The 15,483-nt window shown below is 73.4% G+C and carries 13 protein-coding genes; 11 read left to right on the top strand and 2 right to left on the bottom strand.

Going from position 1 to position 15,483, the window contains the following annotated elements:
- Positions 1–2 precede the first annotated feature (2 nt).
- From ACSU6L_RS26585 to ACSU6L_RS26610, 6 genes are all read left to right on the top strand, one after another.
- On the top strand, positions 3–758 hold the full coding sequence (locus ACSU6L_RS26585) for an SDR family NAD(P)-dependent oxidoreductase (RefSeq protein ID WP_073938885.1): 756 nt from the start codon (positions 3–5) through the stop codon (positions 756–758).
- Positions 758–1,078 carry an antibiotic biosynthesis monooxygenase family protein gene (locus ACSU6L_RS26590; protein ID WP_437060716.1) on the top strand — a complete coding sequence of 107 codons (321 nt, stop codon included), beginning with the start codon at positions 758–760 and terminating at the stop codon, positions 1,076–1,078. Before ACSU6L_RS26585 ends, ACSU6L_RS26590 begins: the two co-directional genes overlap by 1 nt.
- Entirely contained in the window at positions 1,068–1,400 is a 333-nt protein-coding gene (locus tag ACSU6L_RS26595; protein ID WP_073938887.1) for an antibiotic biosynthesis monooxygenase family protein, read from the top strand. Before ACSU6L_RS26590 ends, ACSU6L_RS26595 begins: the two co-directional genes overlap by 11 nt.
- Before the next feature lie 63 nt (positions 1,401–1,463).
- Positions 1,464–2,339: an NAD(P)-dependent oxidoreductase gene (locus ACSU6L_RS26600; protein WP_073938888.1), complete on the top strand. Its 876-nt coding sequence runs from the start codon at positions 1,464–1,466 to the stop codon at positions 2,337–2,339.
- 1 nt (position 2,340) lies between these two features.
- Positions 2,341–4,035 carry an FAD-dependent oxidoreductase gene (locus ACSU6L_RS26605; RefSeq protein ID WP_437060718.1) on the top strand — a complete coding sequence of 565 codons (1,695 nt, stop codon included), beginning with the start codon at positions 2,341–2,343 and terminating at the stop codon, positions 4,033–4,035.
- Positions 4,032–4,334 carry an antibiotic biosynthesis monooxygenase family protein gene (locus tag ACSU6L_RS26610; protein WP_437060720.1) on the top strand — a complete coding sequence of 101 codons (303 nt, stop codon included), beginning with the start codon at positions 4,032–4,034 and terminating at the stop codon, positions 4,332–4,334. Before ACSU6L_RS26605 ends, ACSU6L_RS26610 begins: the two co-directional genes overlap by 4 nt.
- A gap of 227 nt (positions 4,335–4,561) precedes the next feature.
- On the opposite strand, the gene ACSU6L_RS26615 is transcribed toward ACSU6L_RS26610, so the two are convergent.
- Positions 4,562–6,019 carry an MFS transporter gene (locus tag ACSU6L_RS26615; protein ID WP_437060722.1) on the bottom strand — a complete coding sequence of 486 codons (1,458 nt, stop codon included), beginning with the start codon at positions 6,017–6,019 and terminating at the stop codon, positions 4,562–4,564.
- A 216-nt stretch (positions 6,020–6,235) separates the two neighbouring features.
- Between ACSU6L_RS26615 and ACSU6L_RS26620 the strand changes: the two genes are divergently transcribed.
- From ACSU6L_RS26620 to ACSU6L_RS26630, 3 genes are read left to right on the top strand one after another with little or no spacing between them, the layout of a single operon-like run.
- On the top strand, positions 6,236–8,071 hold the full coding sequence (locus ACSU6L_RS26620) for an asparagine synthetase B family protein (protein ID WP_365505696.1): 1,836 nt from the start codon (positions 6,236–6,238) through the stop codon (positions 8,069–8,071).
- Positions 8,068–9,273, top strand: a complete 1,206-nt coding sequence (locus tag ACSU6L_RS26625) for a M24 family metallopeptidase (protein WP_437060725.1) — start codon at positions 8,068–8,070, stop codon at positions 9,271–9,273. Before ACSU6L_RS26620 ends, ACSU6L_RS26625 begins: the two co-directional genes overlap by 4 nt.
- Positions 9,274–9,281: 8 nt before the next feature.
- Positions 9,282–10,847, top strand: coding sequence for a multicopper oxidase family protein (locus ACSU6L_RS26630; protein ID WP_437060727.1), 1,566 nt, complete (start codon positions 9,282–9,284; stop codon positions 10,845–10,847).
- 73 nt (positions 10,848–10,920) lie between these two features.
- Here the strand turns inward: ACSU6L_RS26630 and ACSU6L_RS26635 are convergent, their stop codons facing one another.
- Positions 10,921–12,567, bottom strand: a complete 1,647-nt coding sequence (locus ACSU6L_RS26635) for an FAD-dependent oxidoreductase (protein ID WP_437060729.1) — start codon at positions 12,565–12,567, stop codon at positions 10,921–10,923.
- A gap of 154 nt (positions 12,568–12,721) precedes the next feature.
- Here ACSU6L_RS26635 and asnB point away from each other — a divergent pair, with 154 nt between their 5' ends.
- Together asnB and ACSU6L_RS26645 are read left to right on the top strand one after the other, a co-directional pair.
- Positions 12,722–14,575 carry an asparagine synthase (glutamine-hydrolyzing) gene (gene asnB, locus ACSU6L_RS26640; RefSeq protein ID WP_437060731.1) on the top strand — a complete coding sequence of 618 codons (1,854 nt, stop codon included), beginning with the start codon at positions 12,722–12,724 and terminating at the stop codon, positions 14,573–14,575.
- Entirely contained in the window at positions 14,572–15,477 is a 906-nt protein-coding gene (locus ACSU6L_RS26645; protein ID WP_437060733.1) for a DUF6410 domain-containing protein, read from the top strand. The genes asnB and ACSU6L_RS26645 overlap by 4 nt, the downstream gene beginning before the upstream one ends.
- Positions 15,478–15,483: the final 6 nt, after the last annotated feature.

Here is a 15,483-nt window from a genome sequence, read left to right on the forward strand (position 1 = left end):
CCATGGATCTCGGCCTCAAGGGCAAGAAAGCCCTGGTCACGGGCGGCACCCGAGGTGTCGGCCGAGGCGTCGTGCTGGCGCTCGCCCGCGCCGGCGTCGACGTCGTCACCTGCTACCAGCGCGACAGCGAGTACGTCGCCTCCCTGGAGCGGGAACTGAAGGAGACCGGCGGCGACCACCACGTGGTGCGCGCCGACCTGTCCCAGCCGGAGGAGATCGCCGCGCTGCTGACCAAGGTCCGCGAGCTGCACGGCGACCGCCTCGACCTGCTCGTCAACAACGCGGGCGCGATCAGCCACATCCCGTACGCCGAGCTGCCGCTCGAGGAGTGGCAGCGCATCCTCGCCACCAACGTCACCGGCGCCCACCTCGTCATCCAGCACGCGCTGCCGCTGCTCGGCGAGGGCTCCTCGGTGGTGTCGATCGGCTCCCGCGCCGTCGAGGCCGGCATACCGCTGCGCGCCCACTACACCACCACCAAGGCCGCCCTGGTCGGCCTGAACCGCTCCCTGGCCAAGGAGTTCGGCCCCAAGGGCATCCGCTTCAACGTGGTCGCTCTCGGCGTCATCGAGACCGAGAACTTCCACGCCATGCCCGAGGAGCAGCAGCGCCTGATGGCCGAGCGGTACGGCGCCAAGACCGCCCTGGGCCGCCTCGGCACCCCCGACGAGGTCGCCGGCGCGATCCTGTGGCTGGCCAGCGACCTGTCCCGGTACGTCACCGGCAACACGATCGGCGTCGACGGGGGGATCTCCTGATGGCCTTCCGGGTGATGCTGCGCATGGAGATCGAGCCGGGCAAGGAGGCCGACTTCGAGAAGGCCTGGCTGGAGGGGACCGAGGCGGTCACCGGCCACCCGGCCAACCTGGGGCAGTCGCTGTCCCGCGAGGACGGCCCCGGCAGCACCTACGTCATCGTCAGCGACTGGGTGGACGAGCCCCGCTTCCGCGAGTTCGAGGACAGCCCGGCCCACCTGGAGCACCGGGCGACCCTCCACCCGTTCCGCAAGGGCGGCACCTTCCACGTCATGGAGGTGCTGCACGGCATCGAGGGCAGGGCGGCCGTCGATGCCCGGTGAGGGCGGCGCGGGCGGCGGTGAGGTCCGGGTCGTGGTGTACCAGGCCGCGTACGACGAGGAACAGCTCGCCGCGGTCCGGGCCGCGTACCACGAGGTGAGCGAGCGGCTCGCGGGGGCGCCCGGCATGCTCGGCAACGAGCTGCTGCGCAGCCCCCACGACCCCACCGCGCTCGCCGTGCTGAGCCGCTGGGAGTCGCTGGCGGCGTTCCGGGCCTGGGAGGCCGGCCCGGACCACCGCCAGGACACCGCGCCGCTGCGGCCGTTCCGCGACGACCGCGGCGGCGCCCCCTTCGCCGTCTACGAGGTCGACGCGGCGTACTGAGACAAGCGCGCCCGGCGCGAGACGAGTTCCTGAGGCTTAGCGACGTAAGAGGAGTAAACCACCATGACAGACCGCCAGTTGGCGTTCATCGGCCTCGGCAACATGGGCGGCGGCATGGCCCGGCGGCTGCTGGACACCGGGCACACCCTGACCGTCTTCAACCGGACCGCGGCCAAGGCCGCGCCGCTCGTCGAGGCCGGCGCACGGCTCGCCGACGCCCCGGAGCGGGCGGCGGCCGGGCACCAGCTCGTCATGCTCAGCCTGAGCGACGAAGCGGCCGTCGAGGAGATCCTGTTCGGCCGGGTCGTCCCGGTCCTGGCCCCCGGCACGGTCATCGTGGACACCTCCACGGTGTCCCCCGGCTACGCCCGCGAGGCCGCCGCCCGGCTGGCCGCCAAGGGCCTGCGCCGGGTCGAGGCCTGTGTCGTCGGCAACCCGCTCCAGGCCCGCAAGGGCGAGCTGCGGGTGTTCGTCTCCGGGACCACCGAGGACCTCTACGAGGCGCGGCCCGTCCTGGAGGCCATCGGCAGCGAGGTCGTCCACCTGGGTGCCCCCGGCACCGCCGCCAGCATGAAGCTGATCCTCAACCTGCTGCTCGGCGCGCAGGTCGCCGCCCTCGCCGAGGCCGTCGACTACGGCACCGCGGCCGGCCTGGACCGCGACCAGCTGATCGGCGTCGTCTCGGGCAGCGGCTTCAGCTCCCTGGTGATGCGGTTCCGCGCCGAACTGATGCTCAAGCGCACCTACGAGCCGGCCTTCTTCCGCTCCGAGCTGATGGAGAAGGACATCCGGATCGCGATGGAGGCGGCCGCCGAGCTCGGCACCGTCATGCCCGTCCTGGGCGCGGTGCGGGAGCGGTTCGCCCAGGTACTGGCCGCCGGTGACGGGGACAAGGACGCCTCCGTCCTGGTCGAACACCGGCCCGAGCAAGGAGGGTGACATGCTCAGTACCACCCGGAGCACGCTCCGGAACACCGACGTCCTGGTGGTCGGCGGGGGGCTCGCAGGACTCTCGGCCGCAGTGTTCCTCGCCCAGCAGGGCGTGGACTGCCTGCTGATCGAGCGGCAGCCCGAGCTCTCCGGCCACCCCCGCGCCCGCGGCGTCCATCCGCGGGCCATGGAGCTGATGCGGGCCGCCGGCGTCGAGGACGAGATCCGGGCCATGCCCTCGGCCCGGACCCTCGCCCGCAACTCCGGCGTCATCGCGGCCCGTTCGCTGGCCGGACCCGAACTCGGCGCCCTCGACGAGAAGTACGTCATGGACGTCGGCGCCGACGTCGGCACGCTGTCCCCGACCGGCTGGTGTCTGTGCCACCAGGGCGAACTGGAGGACGTGCTGCGGGGCCGGGCCGAACGGCTCGGCGTCGCCCTGCGCTTCCACAGCGAGCTGCTCTCCTTCACCCAGGACGGCCCCGCCGGCGAGGAGATCACCGCACGCGTCAGGGACCGCGTCACCGGCGCCGAGCGGACCGTCAAGGCCCGGTACCTCGTCGCCGCGGACGGCGCGCACAGCGGGATCCGGGACTCGCTCGGCATCCCCTTCGAGGGAGAGGCACTCGGCCACTACGTCAACGTGCACTTCCGGGCCGACCTCACCGAGCAGCTCGCCGGCCGCCGGTTCCTGATGTGCTACACGTTCAACGAGCAGGTGCGCGGCGCCCTGATGCCACTGGACAACGCCACCGACTGGCTGCTGCACATCGCCTGCGACCCCGCCGTGACCGACCTTGAGTCGTACACCGAGGAGCGGTGCGCCGAACTGGTCCGGGCCGCCGCCGGCGTACCGGACCTCAGCCCCCGGATCCTGTCCGTCTCCCCGTGGGAGGGCGCCGCCCGCACCGCAGAGCGCTTCCGCGACGGACGGGTCTTCCTGGTCGGGGACGCCGCGCACGTCATGCCGCCCAGCGGCGGCTTCGGCTCCAGCACCGGCATCCAGGACGCGCACAACCTGGCCTGGAAGCTCGCCGCCGTCCTCGACGGCTGGGCCGGTCCTGAACTGCTCGACAGCTACGACGAGGAACGCCGGCCGATCAGCGTGGCCACCGTCGAGCAGGCCGTCCTGCGCTCCCAGGACCGGCCGCGGCTCGCCGACGAGCCGGGGGAGCGGCAGCCGGCGCATCCGGGCATCGTCGAGGACCCCCTCGTCTGGCTGTCCTGGCGGTACCGCTCCTCGGCCGTGACCTCCTGGGACGAGGGCGTCCTGCCCGGCTACGGCGTCTGGTCCGCGGAGAACGACGGACGGCCCGGCAGCCGGGCCCCGCACCTGCGGCTGCGCCGGGGCGGCGCCGAACTGTCCGTGCTGGACCTGTTCGGCTCCCGCCCGGTGCTGCTCACCGGGCCCGACAACCGGGCCTGGCGGGAGGCGGCCCCGGCGGTCTCCCACGAACTGGGGGTGCCGCTGGAGGTGTACGGCATCGGCGCGGAGCTGACCGATGTCGAGGACCGCTGGCCGGAGCGGTACGGCGTGACGGCGCAGGGCGCGGTGCTGGTACGGCCCGACGGGGTCGTCGCCTGGCGCTGCGCGGACGCGCCGGTCTTCGCCCGCAACACGCTGCGCGCGGTCGTGACGCGGCTGCTCGGGCGGGACGGCACGAACGCGGCGACGACCGACGAGGGAAGGGACGGACGACGGTGACGCACAGGGTGATCCTCCGCATGGAGGTCTTCCCGGAGATGGCCATGGACTTCGAACGGACGTGGCGGGAGGTGGGGGAGTCGATCTCCCGGGAGCCGGACAACCTCGGTCAGACGCTGGTGCGGGACACCGAGGAGGAGGGCGTGTACTGGGTGCTCAGCGACTGGACGTCCGAGGACCGCTTCCGGGCGTTCGAGGTGAGCGAGCGCCACCTGGCGCACCGGCTGAAGCTGAAGCCGTACCGCAAGGGCGGGGCGATGCATGTCACCGAGGTGATCCGTGAGATAGCCCCGGCGTGACACCGGCCCCTGAAGGGCGCCGCCGCGAGGGACATTCCTTCGCGGCGGCGCCCTTCGTCGTGCGGGGAGCGCCGTGGGGGTGCGGATGCGCTGCGGGGTGCGGGCCGGTGGGGGGTTGTTCGCGCAGTTCCCCGCGCCCCTGAATGCCCGCACCCGGCAGCCGGTCCGGGCCCAGCACTCCGCCCCCGGTCGAAGGACGACGACCGGGGGCGGGCGGGAGCCGGGCCTCAGTGCGGCTGGTGCTCGCGTACCGGTGTCCGGGGGACGGGGGTCTCGGCGGGCCGGGCCGGCCGGGGCAGGCCGAAGCGCAGGAGGCCCAGCGCCAGGACGTACATGACGAGCTGGCAGCCGAGGGCCCAGCCCACCGCCCGGACGGAGTCCGTCGCGCCGGCCGCCAGGCCGTAGAACACCGAGCCGACGAGCGCCACCCCGAACGCGTTGCCGATCTGGCCGAACGTGGAGAACACCCCGCTCGCCGAACCGATGCCGCCGTGGGGCATCGCGGAGAGGGTGATGTTGTACAGCGGGGGGCTCAGCAGACCCATCCCCGCCCCGCACAGCACCAGGCCGGGCAGGACGTGCAGCGGGCGCAGCTCCAGGCCGCGGTCCACGCTCTGCCAGAGCAGGACGGTGGTGCCCACGGCCATCAGCAGCGCGCCGCACTCCAGCATGGGGCGCCCCAGACGCCCGGTCAGCGGCACCGACGCGCCCGAGGCGACCGCCGCCGACAGGGCGAAGGGCAGCAGGGTGAACCCCGCCTCCTTCGCGCTGTAGCCGAGGCCGTCCTGCAGATGGACGACGTAGACCAGGAAGAACGAGGCCACCGCGCCCAGCACCAGGAAGTTCACCGCGGCGCCGGCCGGGAAGGCCCGCCCGCGGAAGAGGCCCGGCGCGAGCAGCGGGGTGCGTCCGGCGCGTTCGGCCCGGCGCTGCAACGGCGCCAGCAGCGCGAGCACGCCTACGCCGACCAGGGCCACCGGCATCAGCAGCAGCGGGTGGCCGGTCTCGCGGCCCTGGACCAGCGGGACCAGCAGCAGCAACAGGCCGGCGGTGGCCACGGCCACGCCGACCAGGTCCAGGCGGGGTGGCCGCTGCGCCCGCTCGGCGGGCAGCCAGCGCGCGGCGAGCACCAGGGCGACCGCGCCCACGGGCAGGTTGACGAGGAACACGGCCCGCCAGCCGAGGCCGAACAGGTCGGCGTGGGCGAGCAGCCCGCCGAGCACGGGCCCGCCGCAGGTGGCGGCGGCGATCACGGCGGCCTGCACCCCGAACGCCGGGCCGCGCCGCTCCTTGGGGAACAGCAGGATGATCACCGGGGCGATCTGCGGGGCCAGCAGCGCCGCCGACAGCCCCTGGAGCACGCGCGCGGCGACGAGCACCCCGGCGTTCGGCGCGGCCGCGCACAGCGCCGACGCCAGGGTGAACGCGACGATGCCCCACAGCACCAGGGGGCGGCGCCCGTACGCGTCGCCCAGCCGGCCGGCGGTCACCAGCAGCAGTGCGAAGGCGAGGCTGTAGCCGGCCAGCAGCCACTGCACGGCCGCGTCGGACGCGCCGAGTCCGTCCTGGATCGACGGTGCCGCGATGCTCACCACGGTCACGTCGAAGGTGTGCAGGAATCCTGCGAGCAGGACCGCACCGAGCGCGAGCCAGGAGCTCCGCGGCACGGTCGGGTGGGTGGTCACGTACGCCTCCTGGAAGTCCGACTTGAGGTCGCGGCCACTGTCCGCAGGAACCACGGAGGACGGCTCGAGGATCGTTCGACGACCAAGCCGCGCGGCCTGCGCTGTCGACCGCCGCTCTAGCGGGGTGCGTCCGGGGCGCGACCGTGCGCCCGGATGCTGCCGGTGACCTTCAGACGCAGTCAGAACGCAACTTCACGTGGGAACAGAGGTGACGCCGTGTCCGGGCTCGTTGGCTGGATCGACTTCGAAAGGGACCTGCGCAGGCATCGGCCGGTCGTCACGGCGATGGCGTCCACGCTGGCGCAGCGCGGGCCGGACGGGGAGGCGGTGTGGACCGGCGAGCACGCCGCGCTCGGCGCCCGGCTGCTGCACCTCGACGGACTGACGGACGAGCAGCCGTTCGTGCTGCCCGCCGGCGAGCACGACATCGTGGCCTGTGTCACCGGCTGGCCGACCGGCACCGAGGCGGTGCGCGCAGACCTGGCCGCCGCCGGGGTGCGGGTGCCGGCGTCGGCCGGGCCGACCGCCCTGGTCGCGCACGCCTACCGCGAGTGGGGCGATGGCTTCCTGCCCCGGCTCACCGGCGCCTGGGCGGTGGCGATCTGGGACGGCCGCACCGAGGAGATGGTCCTCGCCCGTGACCACCTCGGCGGCCAGCCCCTGTACTGGACCCGCACCTCCACCGGCATGGTCTTCGGCTCCGAGCGCAAGGTGCTGCTCGCCCACCCCGAGGTGGACCCGGTCGTCGACGCGGCCGGACTGCGCGAGGCGGTGTCCCAGGCGCTGCCGCACGGCGGCATCTTCTCCGGCTTCGACCGGGTCGGCGCCGCCGAGATCGCCCGCTGGGGCCGCGACGGTCTCAAGCGCCGCAAGTACTGGGGCATCAGCACCCAGGCGCACACCGACGACTACGACACGACCGTCGCCCGGGTGCGCGAGATCCTGGCGCGCAGCGTCGAGGACAACCTGACCGAGGACCCGTCCCAGATGCTGGTGATGCTCTCGGGCGGCGCCGACTCCTCCGCCGTGGCGGGCCTGGCCGCGGACTCGCTGGCCCGTTCGCAGAGCGGCAGCCTGCGCGCGTTCACCATCGAGTTCCGCAGCAGCGAGTTCCGCGCGGACGTCATGCGCAGCACCCACGACACGCCGTTCGCCACCGAGGTCGCCACACACATCGGCGCCGACCACACCCTGGTGGAGCTGGAGACCGGTGACATCCTCGACCCGATCGTGCGGGTCGGCATGCTGAAGTCGAAGGACTTCCCCACCCGCCAGTACGACATGGACACCGCCCAGTACCTGACGGTGCAGCGCGCCGCGCAGGAGGGCTGCAAGGTGGTCTTCGCCGGGTACGGCGGCGACAAGTACTTCCAGGGCGCCACCTGGTTCACGCACAAGGACCTGGTGCTGTCCGGGACCTTCCCCTGGGTGGCGCTCGCCCAGAAGTTCGGCGCCGCCAACGGCTTCGGCACCGGCCTGTTCAACGCCGACGCGCTCGCCGCGCTCGACTTCCCGACGTACTACCGCGACGTGTACTCCACCGCGGTCGCCGAGGTCGAGTACCTGCCGGAGGAGGACGAGTGGCAGCGCCACATGCGGCGCGTCGCCTACCTGATGAACACCCGCTTCGGCATCGACGCGGGCTCCTACTCGGCGGCCGGCCTCCAGCTGCGTACGCCGATCAACCACCCGGAGCTCGTCCAGTACGCGTACAACATCCCCAACGAGATGCACAACCGGCGCGGCATCGAGAAGGGCATCCTGCGCGCGGCCGTCGCCGACCTGCTGCCGGAGTCGGTGCTCAACCGGCACCGCAGCGCCTCCCCGGTGTCGAACCACCCCGACTACCCGGCCGGTCTGCAGCGGGCGATGAAGGCGGTGCTCGCCGACCCGGACGCGCCGGTGCGGCAGATCATGGACGTGGAGGCGGCCGGGGCGGTCGCGGCGAGCCTGGAGCGGCTGACCAAGGACCGGATGGCCCGGGCCGACGTGGAGCTGATGCTCCAGCTGAACCTGTGGCTGGACCACTACCGGGTGAGGCTCGCGCTGTGACCGCCGACGGTTCGCGCGCCCGGCGCCTCGCCCGGCACCTGGACGAGGCGGGCCTGGACGTCCTGGTCGCCACATCGGCGGAGAACGTGCTGTACCTGACGGGGATCTCCAGCGTCGGCGGCCAGAACCACCCGTACAGCAGCCGCGCGCTGGCCGTGGTCACCCGGGACCGCCCGGACGCCCCGTACTTCGCCAGCTCGCGCGGTGACGTCGACCAGTTCCTGGACGCCACGACCGCGCTGAGCGGTGTCGTCGCCTACGGGACGTTCCACCGCGAACTGCCGGAAGGACTGGAACTCACCCCGCGCGAGGAGCGGTTCAAGGAGATCGGCGTGGACGCCCCGCCCGCGCCGGACGCCCTGGGCGCCCTGGTGCGGATCCTCACCGAGGCCGGGCTGGCGAAGGCGCGGGTCGGCGTGGACGAGAACGCCGCCCCGCTCGGCTTCCTCGACCGGCTCGCCGAGGCCCTGCCGGGCGCCGCGGTGCGCCCCGCCGCGGCCGTGCTCCAGCAGGTCCGCAAGGTCAAGACGGAGGCGGAGACCCACCGGATAGCGGAGGCCGCGGCCATCGCGGAGTCCGGGATCCGGGCCGCCCTGGGCATCGCCGCCGAGGGCGTCACCGAACGGGACATGGTGCGGGAGTTCGAGACCGCCGTCGCGCGGGCGGGCGGCCGCCCCCGGTTCACCCTGATCAAGTTCGGCCGGGACGGGGTGCTGGGACAGACCCGGCCGTCGGACACACGGCTGCGGCGCGGCGACTCGATCTGGTTCGACGTGGGCTGCACCTGGCGCGGCTACTGGTCCGACATCGCCCGGACCGCCTGCCTGGGCGAGCCCGCGCCCCGGCTGGCCGCGGTGTACGCGGCGATGCTGGCGGGCGAGCAGGCCGCGCTGGACGGCGCCAAGGCCGGCATGACGGGCGGCGAGCTGTTCGACCGCACCGTGGAGGCGGTCCGCGCGGCCGGTGTGCCGCACTACCGCAGGCACCACGTCGGTCACGGCATCGGCGCGGAGATCTACGAGCCGGTCCTCCTCACCCCCGGCAACGGGGACGTGATCGAGGAGGGAACCGTCGTCAATTCCGAGACGCCGTACTACGAGTTCGGCCTCGGCGGCGTCCATGTAGAGGACCCCTTTGTCGTCGAGTCCGACGGCAACCGGCTCCTGACCACGCTGGACCGCTCGCTCATCGTCATCGACTAGGAAGGCACATGTCTCTTTCACGACGCCGATTCCTGGGCGCCCTGGGCGTCACCTCCACCGGGCTGATCCTCCCGTTCGCGGCCGGCTGCAACAGCGGCGGCGACGGCGAGGGCGTCATACAGTCCGGGGACGTGCCGCTGCCGGAGCGCTTCACCCTCGCCTTCAAACGGCCGCCGGTCATCAAGCCGACCTCGTCCGAGGGCACCACCGACTACTTCGACGTACGGGCCCACACCGCCAAGGTGGAGATCCTGCCCGGCGTGCAGACCGAGATCTTCGGCTACAACGGCACGTTCCCCGGCCCCACCTTCGAGGTCCGCAAGGGCCGTACGGCGGTCGTGCGGACCCGCAACGACCTGCCCGTGCCGATCGTCACCCACCTGCACGGCGGCAAGACGCCGGCGGAGAGCGACGGCTACCCGACCGACCTGCTGCTGCCCACCTCCGGCTGGACCGCGTCGGCCCACCAGCACCACTCGGGTGTGGCGATGGAGGGCACGACCGCCGAGGGCACCAGGAACTACACCTACCCGAACGCCCAGCGGGCGGCCACGCTCTGGTACCACGACCACCGGATGGACTTCACCGGGCCGCAGGTCTGGCGCGGGCTGGCCGGCCTGTACATCGTCCGCGACGCGGAGGAGGACGCGCTGCCGCTGCCCAAGGGCGACCGCGACATCCCCGTGATGATCATGGACCGGGCCTTCGACTCCAACGGCGCGCTGTCCTACCCGTCCATCGACCCGACCCTGAAGACCACCCCCGGCGTCACCGGCGACGCGCACAACGGCATGACCGGGGACGTCATCCTGGTCAACGGCGTGCCCTGGCCGCGGCTCCAGGTGCCGGGCGCCCGCCACCGGCTGCGGCTGGTCAACGCCTCCAACTCCCGCCGCTACCGGATCAGGCTGGACCCGGAGCCCCCGTCCGGCGAGCCCTTCACCCTGGTCGCCAGCGACGGCGGACTCCTCGCCAAGCCGCAGGAGATGGACTCCGTCTACATGGTGCCGGGCGAGCGCTTCGACGTGATCGTGAACTTCGGCCTGTACGCCCCCGGCACCAAGGTCACCATGGAGAACAGCCTCGGTGACGGCTCCACCGCCGAGGTCATGCAGTTCGTGGTCGGCGACAGGATCACGGACAACACCTCCGTGCCGGCGACGCTGTCGACGGTCGAGCGGCTCGACCCCGCGAAGGCCGTCCGCACCCGGTCCTTCACCCTCGCCCGCAACCAGGAGAACGGACACTACGTCTACAAGATCAACGGCTACCCGTTCAGCACCGACCGCAGCTGGGCCGACGTCAAGCGCGGCGAGATCGAGATCTGGGAGTTCAGCTCCACCACCCACCACCCGATCCACCTGCATCTGTCGCCCTTCCAGGTGTACAAGCGCGGCGGCTCCACCTCGGTCAACCCCGAGGACGTCGGCTGGAAGGACACGGCGCGCATGATGCCCAACGAGAAGCTCAGCCTGCTCGTCCGCTTCGACGACCACACCGGCAAGTTCGTCTTCCACTGCCACAACCTCGAGCACGAGGACATGGCGATGATGGCCAACTTCCGCGTGTCGTAACACGGTTCATCCGTTGCCTCCCCGCAACGCCAAGGGGCCGCCGTCCTCCCGGACGGCGGCCCCTTCCGCGTGCTCAGTCCGCGTCCCGCACCAGCGTGCGCCGCAGGGCCGCCTCCAGGACGGCGGCACCGTCCGCCACGGCACCGGCCGAACGCCAGGCCACGAACCCGTCGGGACGCACCAGCACGGCACCGTCGGCGCTCACCCCGTACCGCCGGTGCCAGCCCTCCTCCGAACCGTCCCGCAGCTCCGCGCCGAACGCGACCGTGCGCAGCCGCGCCCCGACCCGGCGCGCGGCGTCCTCACCGGCCCGCCGCCACGGCGAGCCGTCGGCGCCGCACACCAGCACCAGCGACGAGCCGTACAGGTCCAGCAGCGAGCCGGGCCGGTCCCCCTCCCCGTCGCGCCGCAGCACCGGCACATGCGGGGCACGCGTGCCGGGCTCCCCGGACAGCTCCGCCGGCTCCCGGAACCGCGCCAGGCTCACACCCGGCTCGGCGACGGCCGGATAGGCGTGCCCGAGCATCACCGCCAGCACGTCCACGGTGGCCCGGCGCTGCTCCTCACCGGCCCGCCCCGACCGCACCAGCAGCCGCAGCTGCGCCTGCTCGATGGTCGCCTCCGCGACCGGCCTGCGCTCCGCGTCGTACGTGTCGAGCAGCCCCTCACCCGCCTCGCCGCGCAGCACCGCCGCGAGCTTCCAGGCCAGGTTGTGCGCGTCGTGCACACCGGTGTTGGCGCCGTAGCCGCCGATCGGCGGGATCACGTGCGCGGAGTCCCCGACCAGGAACACCGAGCCGTCCCGGAACCGCTCCGCGGACAGCGCGGCCAGCTCCCACGGCAGCACACCGATGATCTCCACCGGCGCGTCCGGGACGCCGATCGCCGAACGGACCAGCCGCACACTGCGCTCGGTGTCGAAGTCCTCCGGTGTCTCGCCCTGCTCGGGGCGGTACTGGAGGATCAGCGTGCCGCGCCCCAGCGTGTCGTCGTGGCCCAGCACCGCGCCGCTCATGTCGGCGTTCTCGATCTGGCAGATGGAGAACCGGCGCCCGGCCAGCGGCCCGCTCAGGTCCGCGCGGAACAGGATGCTCACCTGGTGCTGGAGGGTGCCCCGGCCGACCCGGCGGATGCCCAGCGTCTCCCGCACCGGGCTGCGCCCGCCGTCCGCGGCGATCAGCCAGCGGGCCCGCACCCGGCGCTCCTCGCCGGTGCCCCGGTCCTTCACCGTGGCGACGACCGGGCCGTCCGGGCCCTCCGGCCGCTCGAACGAGATCAGTTCGGTGCCGTAGCGCAGCACCGCCCCCGCCCGGTCGGCGGCCTCACGGACGATCGGCTCCATGACGTCCTGGCCCAGCGCGATCTGCCGGGACGGTGTCACGGCGCTCAGATCGCCCGGCTCGGGCAGCATGGCCGCCTTCAGCTCCCGGCCCGCCAGCGACTCCACGGTCGCCTGCCGGCGGTGCTCCGCGTAGCCGGCGGCGGCCCGCAGCACCGGCTCCTCCACCCCGACGGAGCGCAGCAGCTCCAGCGTCCGCGGGTACCACCCCCACGCCCGGGGGTGGACGGAGGTCGACGCGTGCCGCTCCACCAGCGCGCACCGCACCCCGTGGTGCCGCAGGAACAGCGCACAGCTCAGTCCGGTGATGCCGCCGCCCACGATCAGAACGTCCGTCGACTCCTCGGACCGCTCCACAAGTTCCTCGGGCTCCTTGCCCACAGCCACACTCCCTTCCGGTACGAACGGCCGGACCCGGATCGACCGGATCCCGTCCGTGGAGCATCGTCCGCACGGCTGCTGGAGAGGCCGTCCAGTCAAACTTGAGGTACCGCGGCCAGCCTGTGGCTCCCCTTACCGAGAGGAGCCCCACGCCGTGTCCGGAATCGCAGGATGGATCGACCCCGAACGGGATCTGCGGCGCGAACGGCCCGCGCTGCTCGCCATGACCGCCTCCCTCGCCCAGCGCGGCCCCGACGGGGAGAAGCTGTGGACCGCCGAGCACGCCGCCGTCGGCGCCCGCTGGTCCGACGCGGACGGCACCGGCGCCCCGCGCCAGCCGTGGGTGCTGGAGGAGGGCGGGCGCACCGTGCTCGCCGCCGCCGTCACCGGCACCCTGTACGACGCCGAGGGCCTGCGCGCCGACCTCGGGGTGACCGGCCGCCCCGTCACCCAGGCCGAACTCGTCGGCCGCGCCTACCTGCGCTGGGGCGAGCGGTTCGCCGAACACCTCGACGGGGCCTTCGCCGCCGCCGTCTGGTCCGAGCGCGACCAGGAACTGGTGCTGGCCCGCGACCGGCTCGGCAACCAGCCGCTCTACTACTACCCGCTCGCCTCCGGCGTGCTGTTCGGCTCCGAGCGCAAGGCGATCCTCGCCCACCCCGCCGTCGAACCGGTCATCGACGCCGACGGCCTGCGCGAGCTGTTCTCCTACGCCGGCACCTCCGGACACGGCATCCTCAAGGGCTTCGCCCAGGTGCCGCCCGGCCATGTGCTGCGCTTCACCCGCGCCGGCCGCACCAGCCACCGGTACTGGCAGCTGACCGCCCAGGAGCACACCGACGACCAGGCGGAGACCATCGCCCGGATCCGCGAGCTGCTCGGCGCCTCCGTCCGCCGCAGCCTGGGCACCGGGGCCGTCCCCGGCATCCTGCTGTCCGGCGGCATCGACTCCAGCGCCGTCACCGCCCTCGCCCACCAGGCGCTCGCCGAGCGCGGCGGCGGCACCGTGCGCACCTTCACGGTCTCCTTCGGCTCCGCCGAGGAGTTCAAGCAGGACGAGATCTGGGGCAGCCCCGACGCGCCGTTCGTGCAGTCCGTCGTCCGGCACCTGGGCACCGAGCACACCGACCTCGTCCTCGACACCGCCGACATCATCGACCCGGCGGTGCGCGCGGCCGTGCTGCGCGCCAAGGACGTGCCCAGCCCGCTCGGCAACATGAACACCTCCCTGCACCTGCTGTGCCGGGCGGTGCGCGAACACGTCGGCTCGGTGCTGCTCGGCGAGATCGCGGACGCCGTGTTCGGCGGCTTCGCCTGGGTCCACAACAAGGAACTCGTCGAGGCCCCCACCCTGCCCTGGGTGGCCATGGCCCGCTTCGGCGGCGGCAAGCACGGCCTCGGCGGCGACCTGCTCGCCCCCGACCTGCTCGGCAAGCTCGACCTCAACGGCTACTGCGCCGACGCGTACGCGACCAGCATGGCCGAGGTGCCGCGCCTGGACGGCGAGAGCGGCCAGACCCTGCGCATGCGGGAGATCACCTACTTCCACCTCACCCGCTGGCTGGAGACCCTGCTCAGCCACGACGAGTCCCTCGGCTCGGCGGCCGGCCTCGGCACCCGCATGCCGTTCTGCGACTGGCGCCTGGTCAACTACGCCTACAACGTGCCGTGGTCGCTGAAGAGCTTCGACGGCCGCGAGAAGTCCCTGCTGCGCGCCGCCGTCGCCGACCTGCTCCCCGACGACGTCGTCAACCGCGCCAAGAGCCCCTACCCCGTCACCCAGGACCCGGCCTACGGCCACGCCCTGTGCGAGGGCATGGCGGCCCTGCTCGCCGATCCCGCCGCACCGGCCGCGCCGCTCGCCGACACCGCCGGGGTGCGGGCCCTCATCGACGACCCGTCCGTCCTGGACAGCGGCATGCGCGCCTGGGTCGCCCGGGCCAACGTGGAGATGCTGCTCGGCCTGAACGACTGGCTGCGCCGCTACGGCGTGCGGGTGGAGCTGTGAGCGCGGCGGGCACCACCGGCCGCGGCCGGGCCCTCGTGCTCGGACGGGACGCCGGGCCGGTCGGCCGGGCCGTACGCGTCGCGGCGGGCGCCGCCGCCCTCACCCACATCCTCACCACCAAGGCCCCCGAGCACGGCGGCGGCGAACTCCTCGCGGCCGCCGGCACGGCCCTCGGCCTGGCCGCCGCCTACACCGGGCTCCTCGTCCTGCTCGGGCCGCTGCTGGCACGCGGCGCCCGCAACGGGCTGTCGGGCTGGCCGGGCGGCGCCCTGCTCCTGCTGCCGATGCTGCTCTACCCGATCGGCGTCCTGCCTGACGGCCCGGCCCTGGGCGTCGCCCTGTATGTCGAGTTCTCGGTGCTGGTCGCCGGGCTCACCGGGTACGGAGGCATCGAACTGGCCGCCCTGCCGGTGCTGCTGCTGGGCCGGCGGCCCGTGCTGTACGGCCCGTTCAACGCCGTCGACCTCGCCGAACGGGGCATGCGGGGGCGGTGGCACGGCACCCCCGAACGGTTCGCCGGCGCGCTCGCCGCCGCCGGTCTCGCCTGGTTCTGGGTGGTGCCGCCGCTGGCCGCCGTGCGCGGCGCCTTCGGCGACGCCTTCGACGCGCTCGGCGTCCTCGACCCGGCGGCCGCCGGCGCCGTGCTCCTCGCCGGCGTCCTGCTCGCCGTACCGGCGCCCGGACCGGCCCGGCTGCGCCGGCTGCGCGCCGCGGCGTTCGGGCTGCTCGGGCTCGGCGGGACGATCGGAGCCCTGCCCGACGTGCTGTGGCCGCTGATCATCCTGACCGGCCTGGTGACCGGCGTCGTACGGCTGACGTCCGGTCGCCGGCGGGAGATCCGTGTGCCCGCGCCCGGGATCACCGCCCGTCCGCACGTCAAGACGTCTTCCACCACCCGTTGAGACCGC

It is taken from the genome of Streptomyces sp. enrichment culture (assembly GCF_964272855.1).
In the GTDB taxonomy this organism is placed as follows: Bacteria; Actinomycetota; Actinomycetes; order Streptomycetales; family Streptomycetaceae; genus Streptomyces.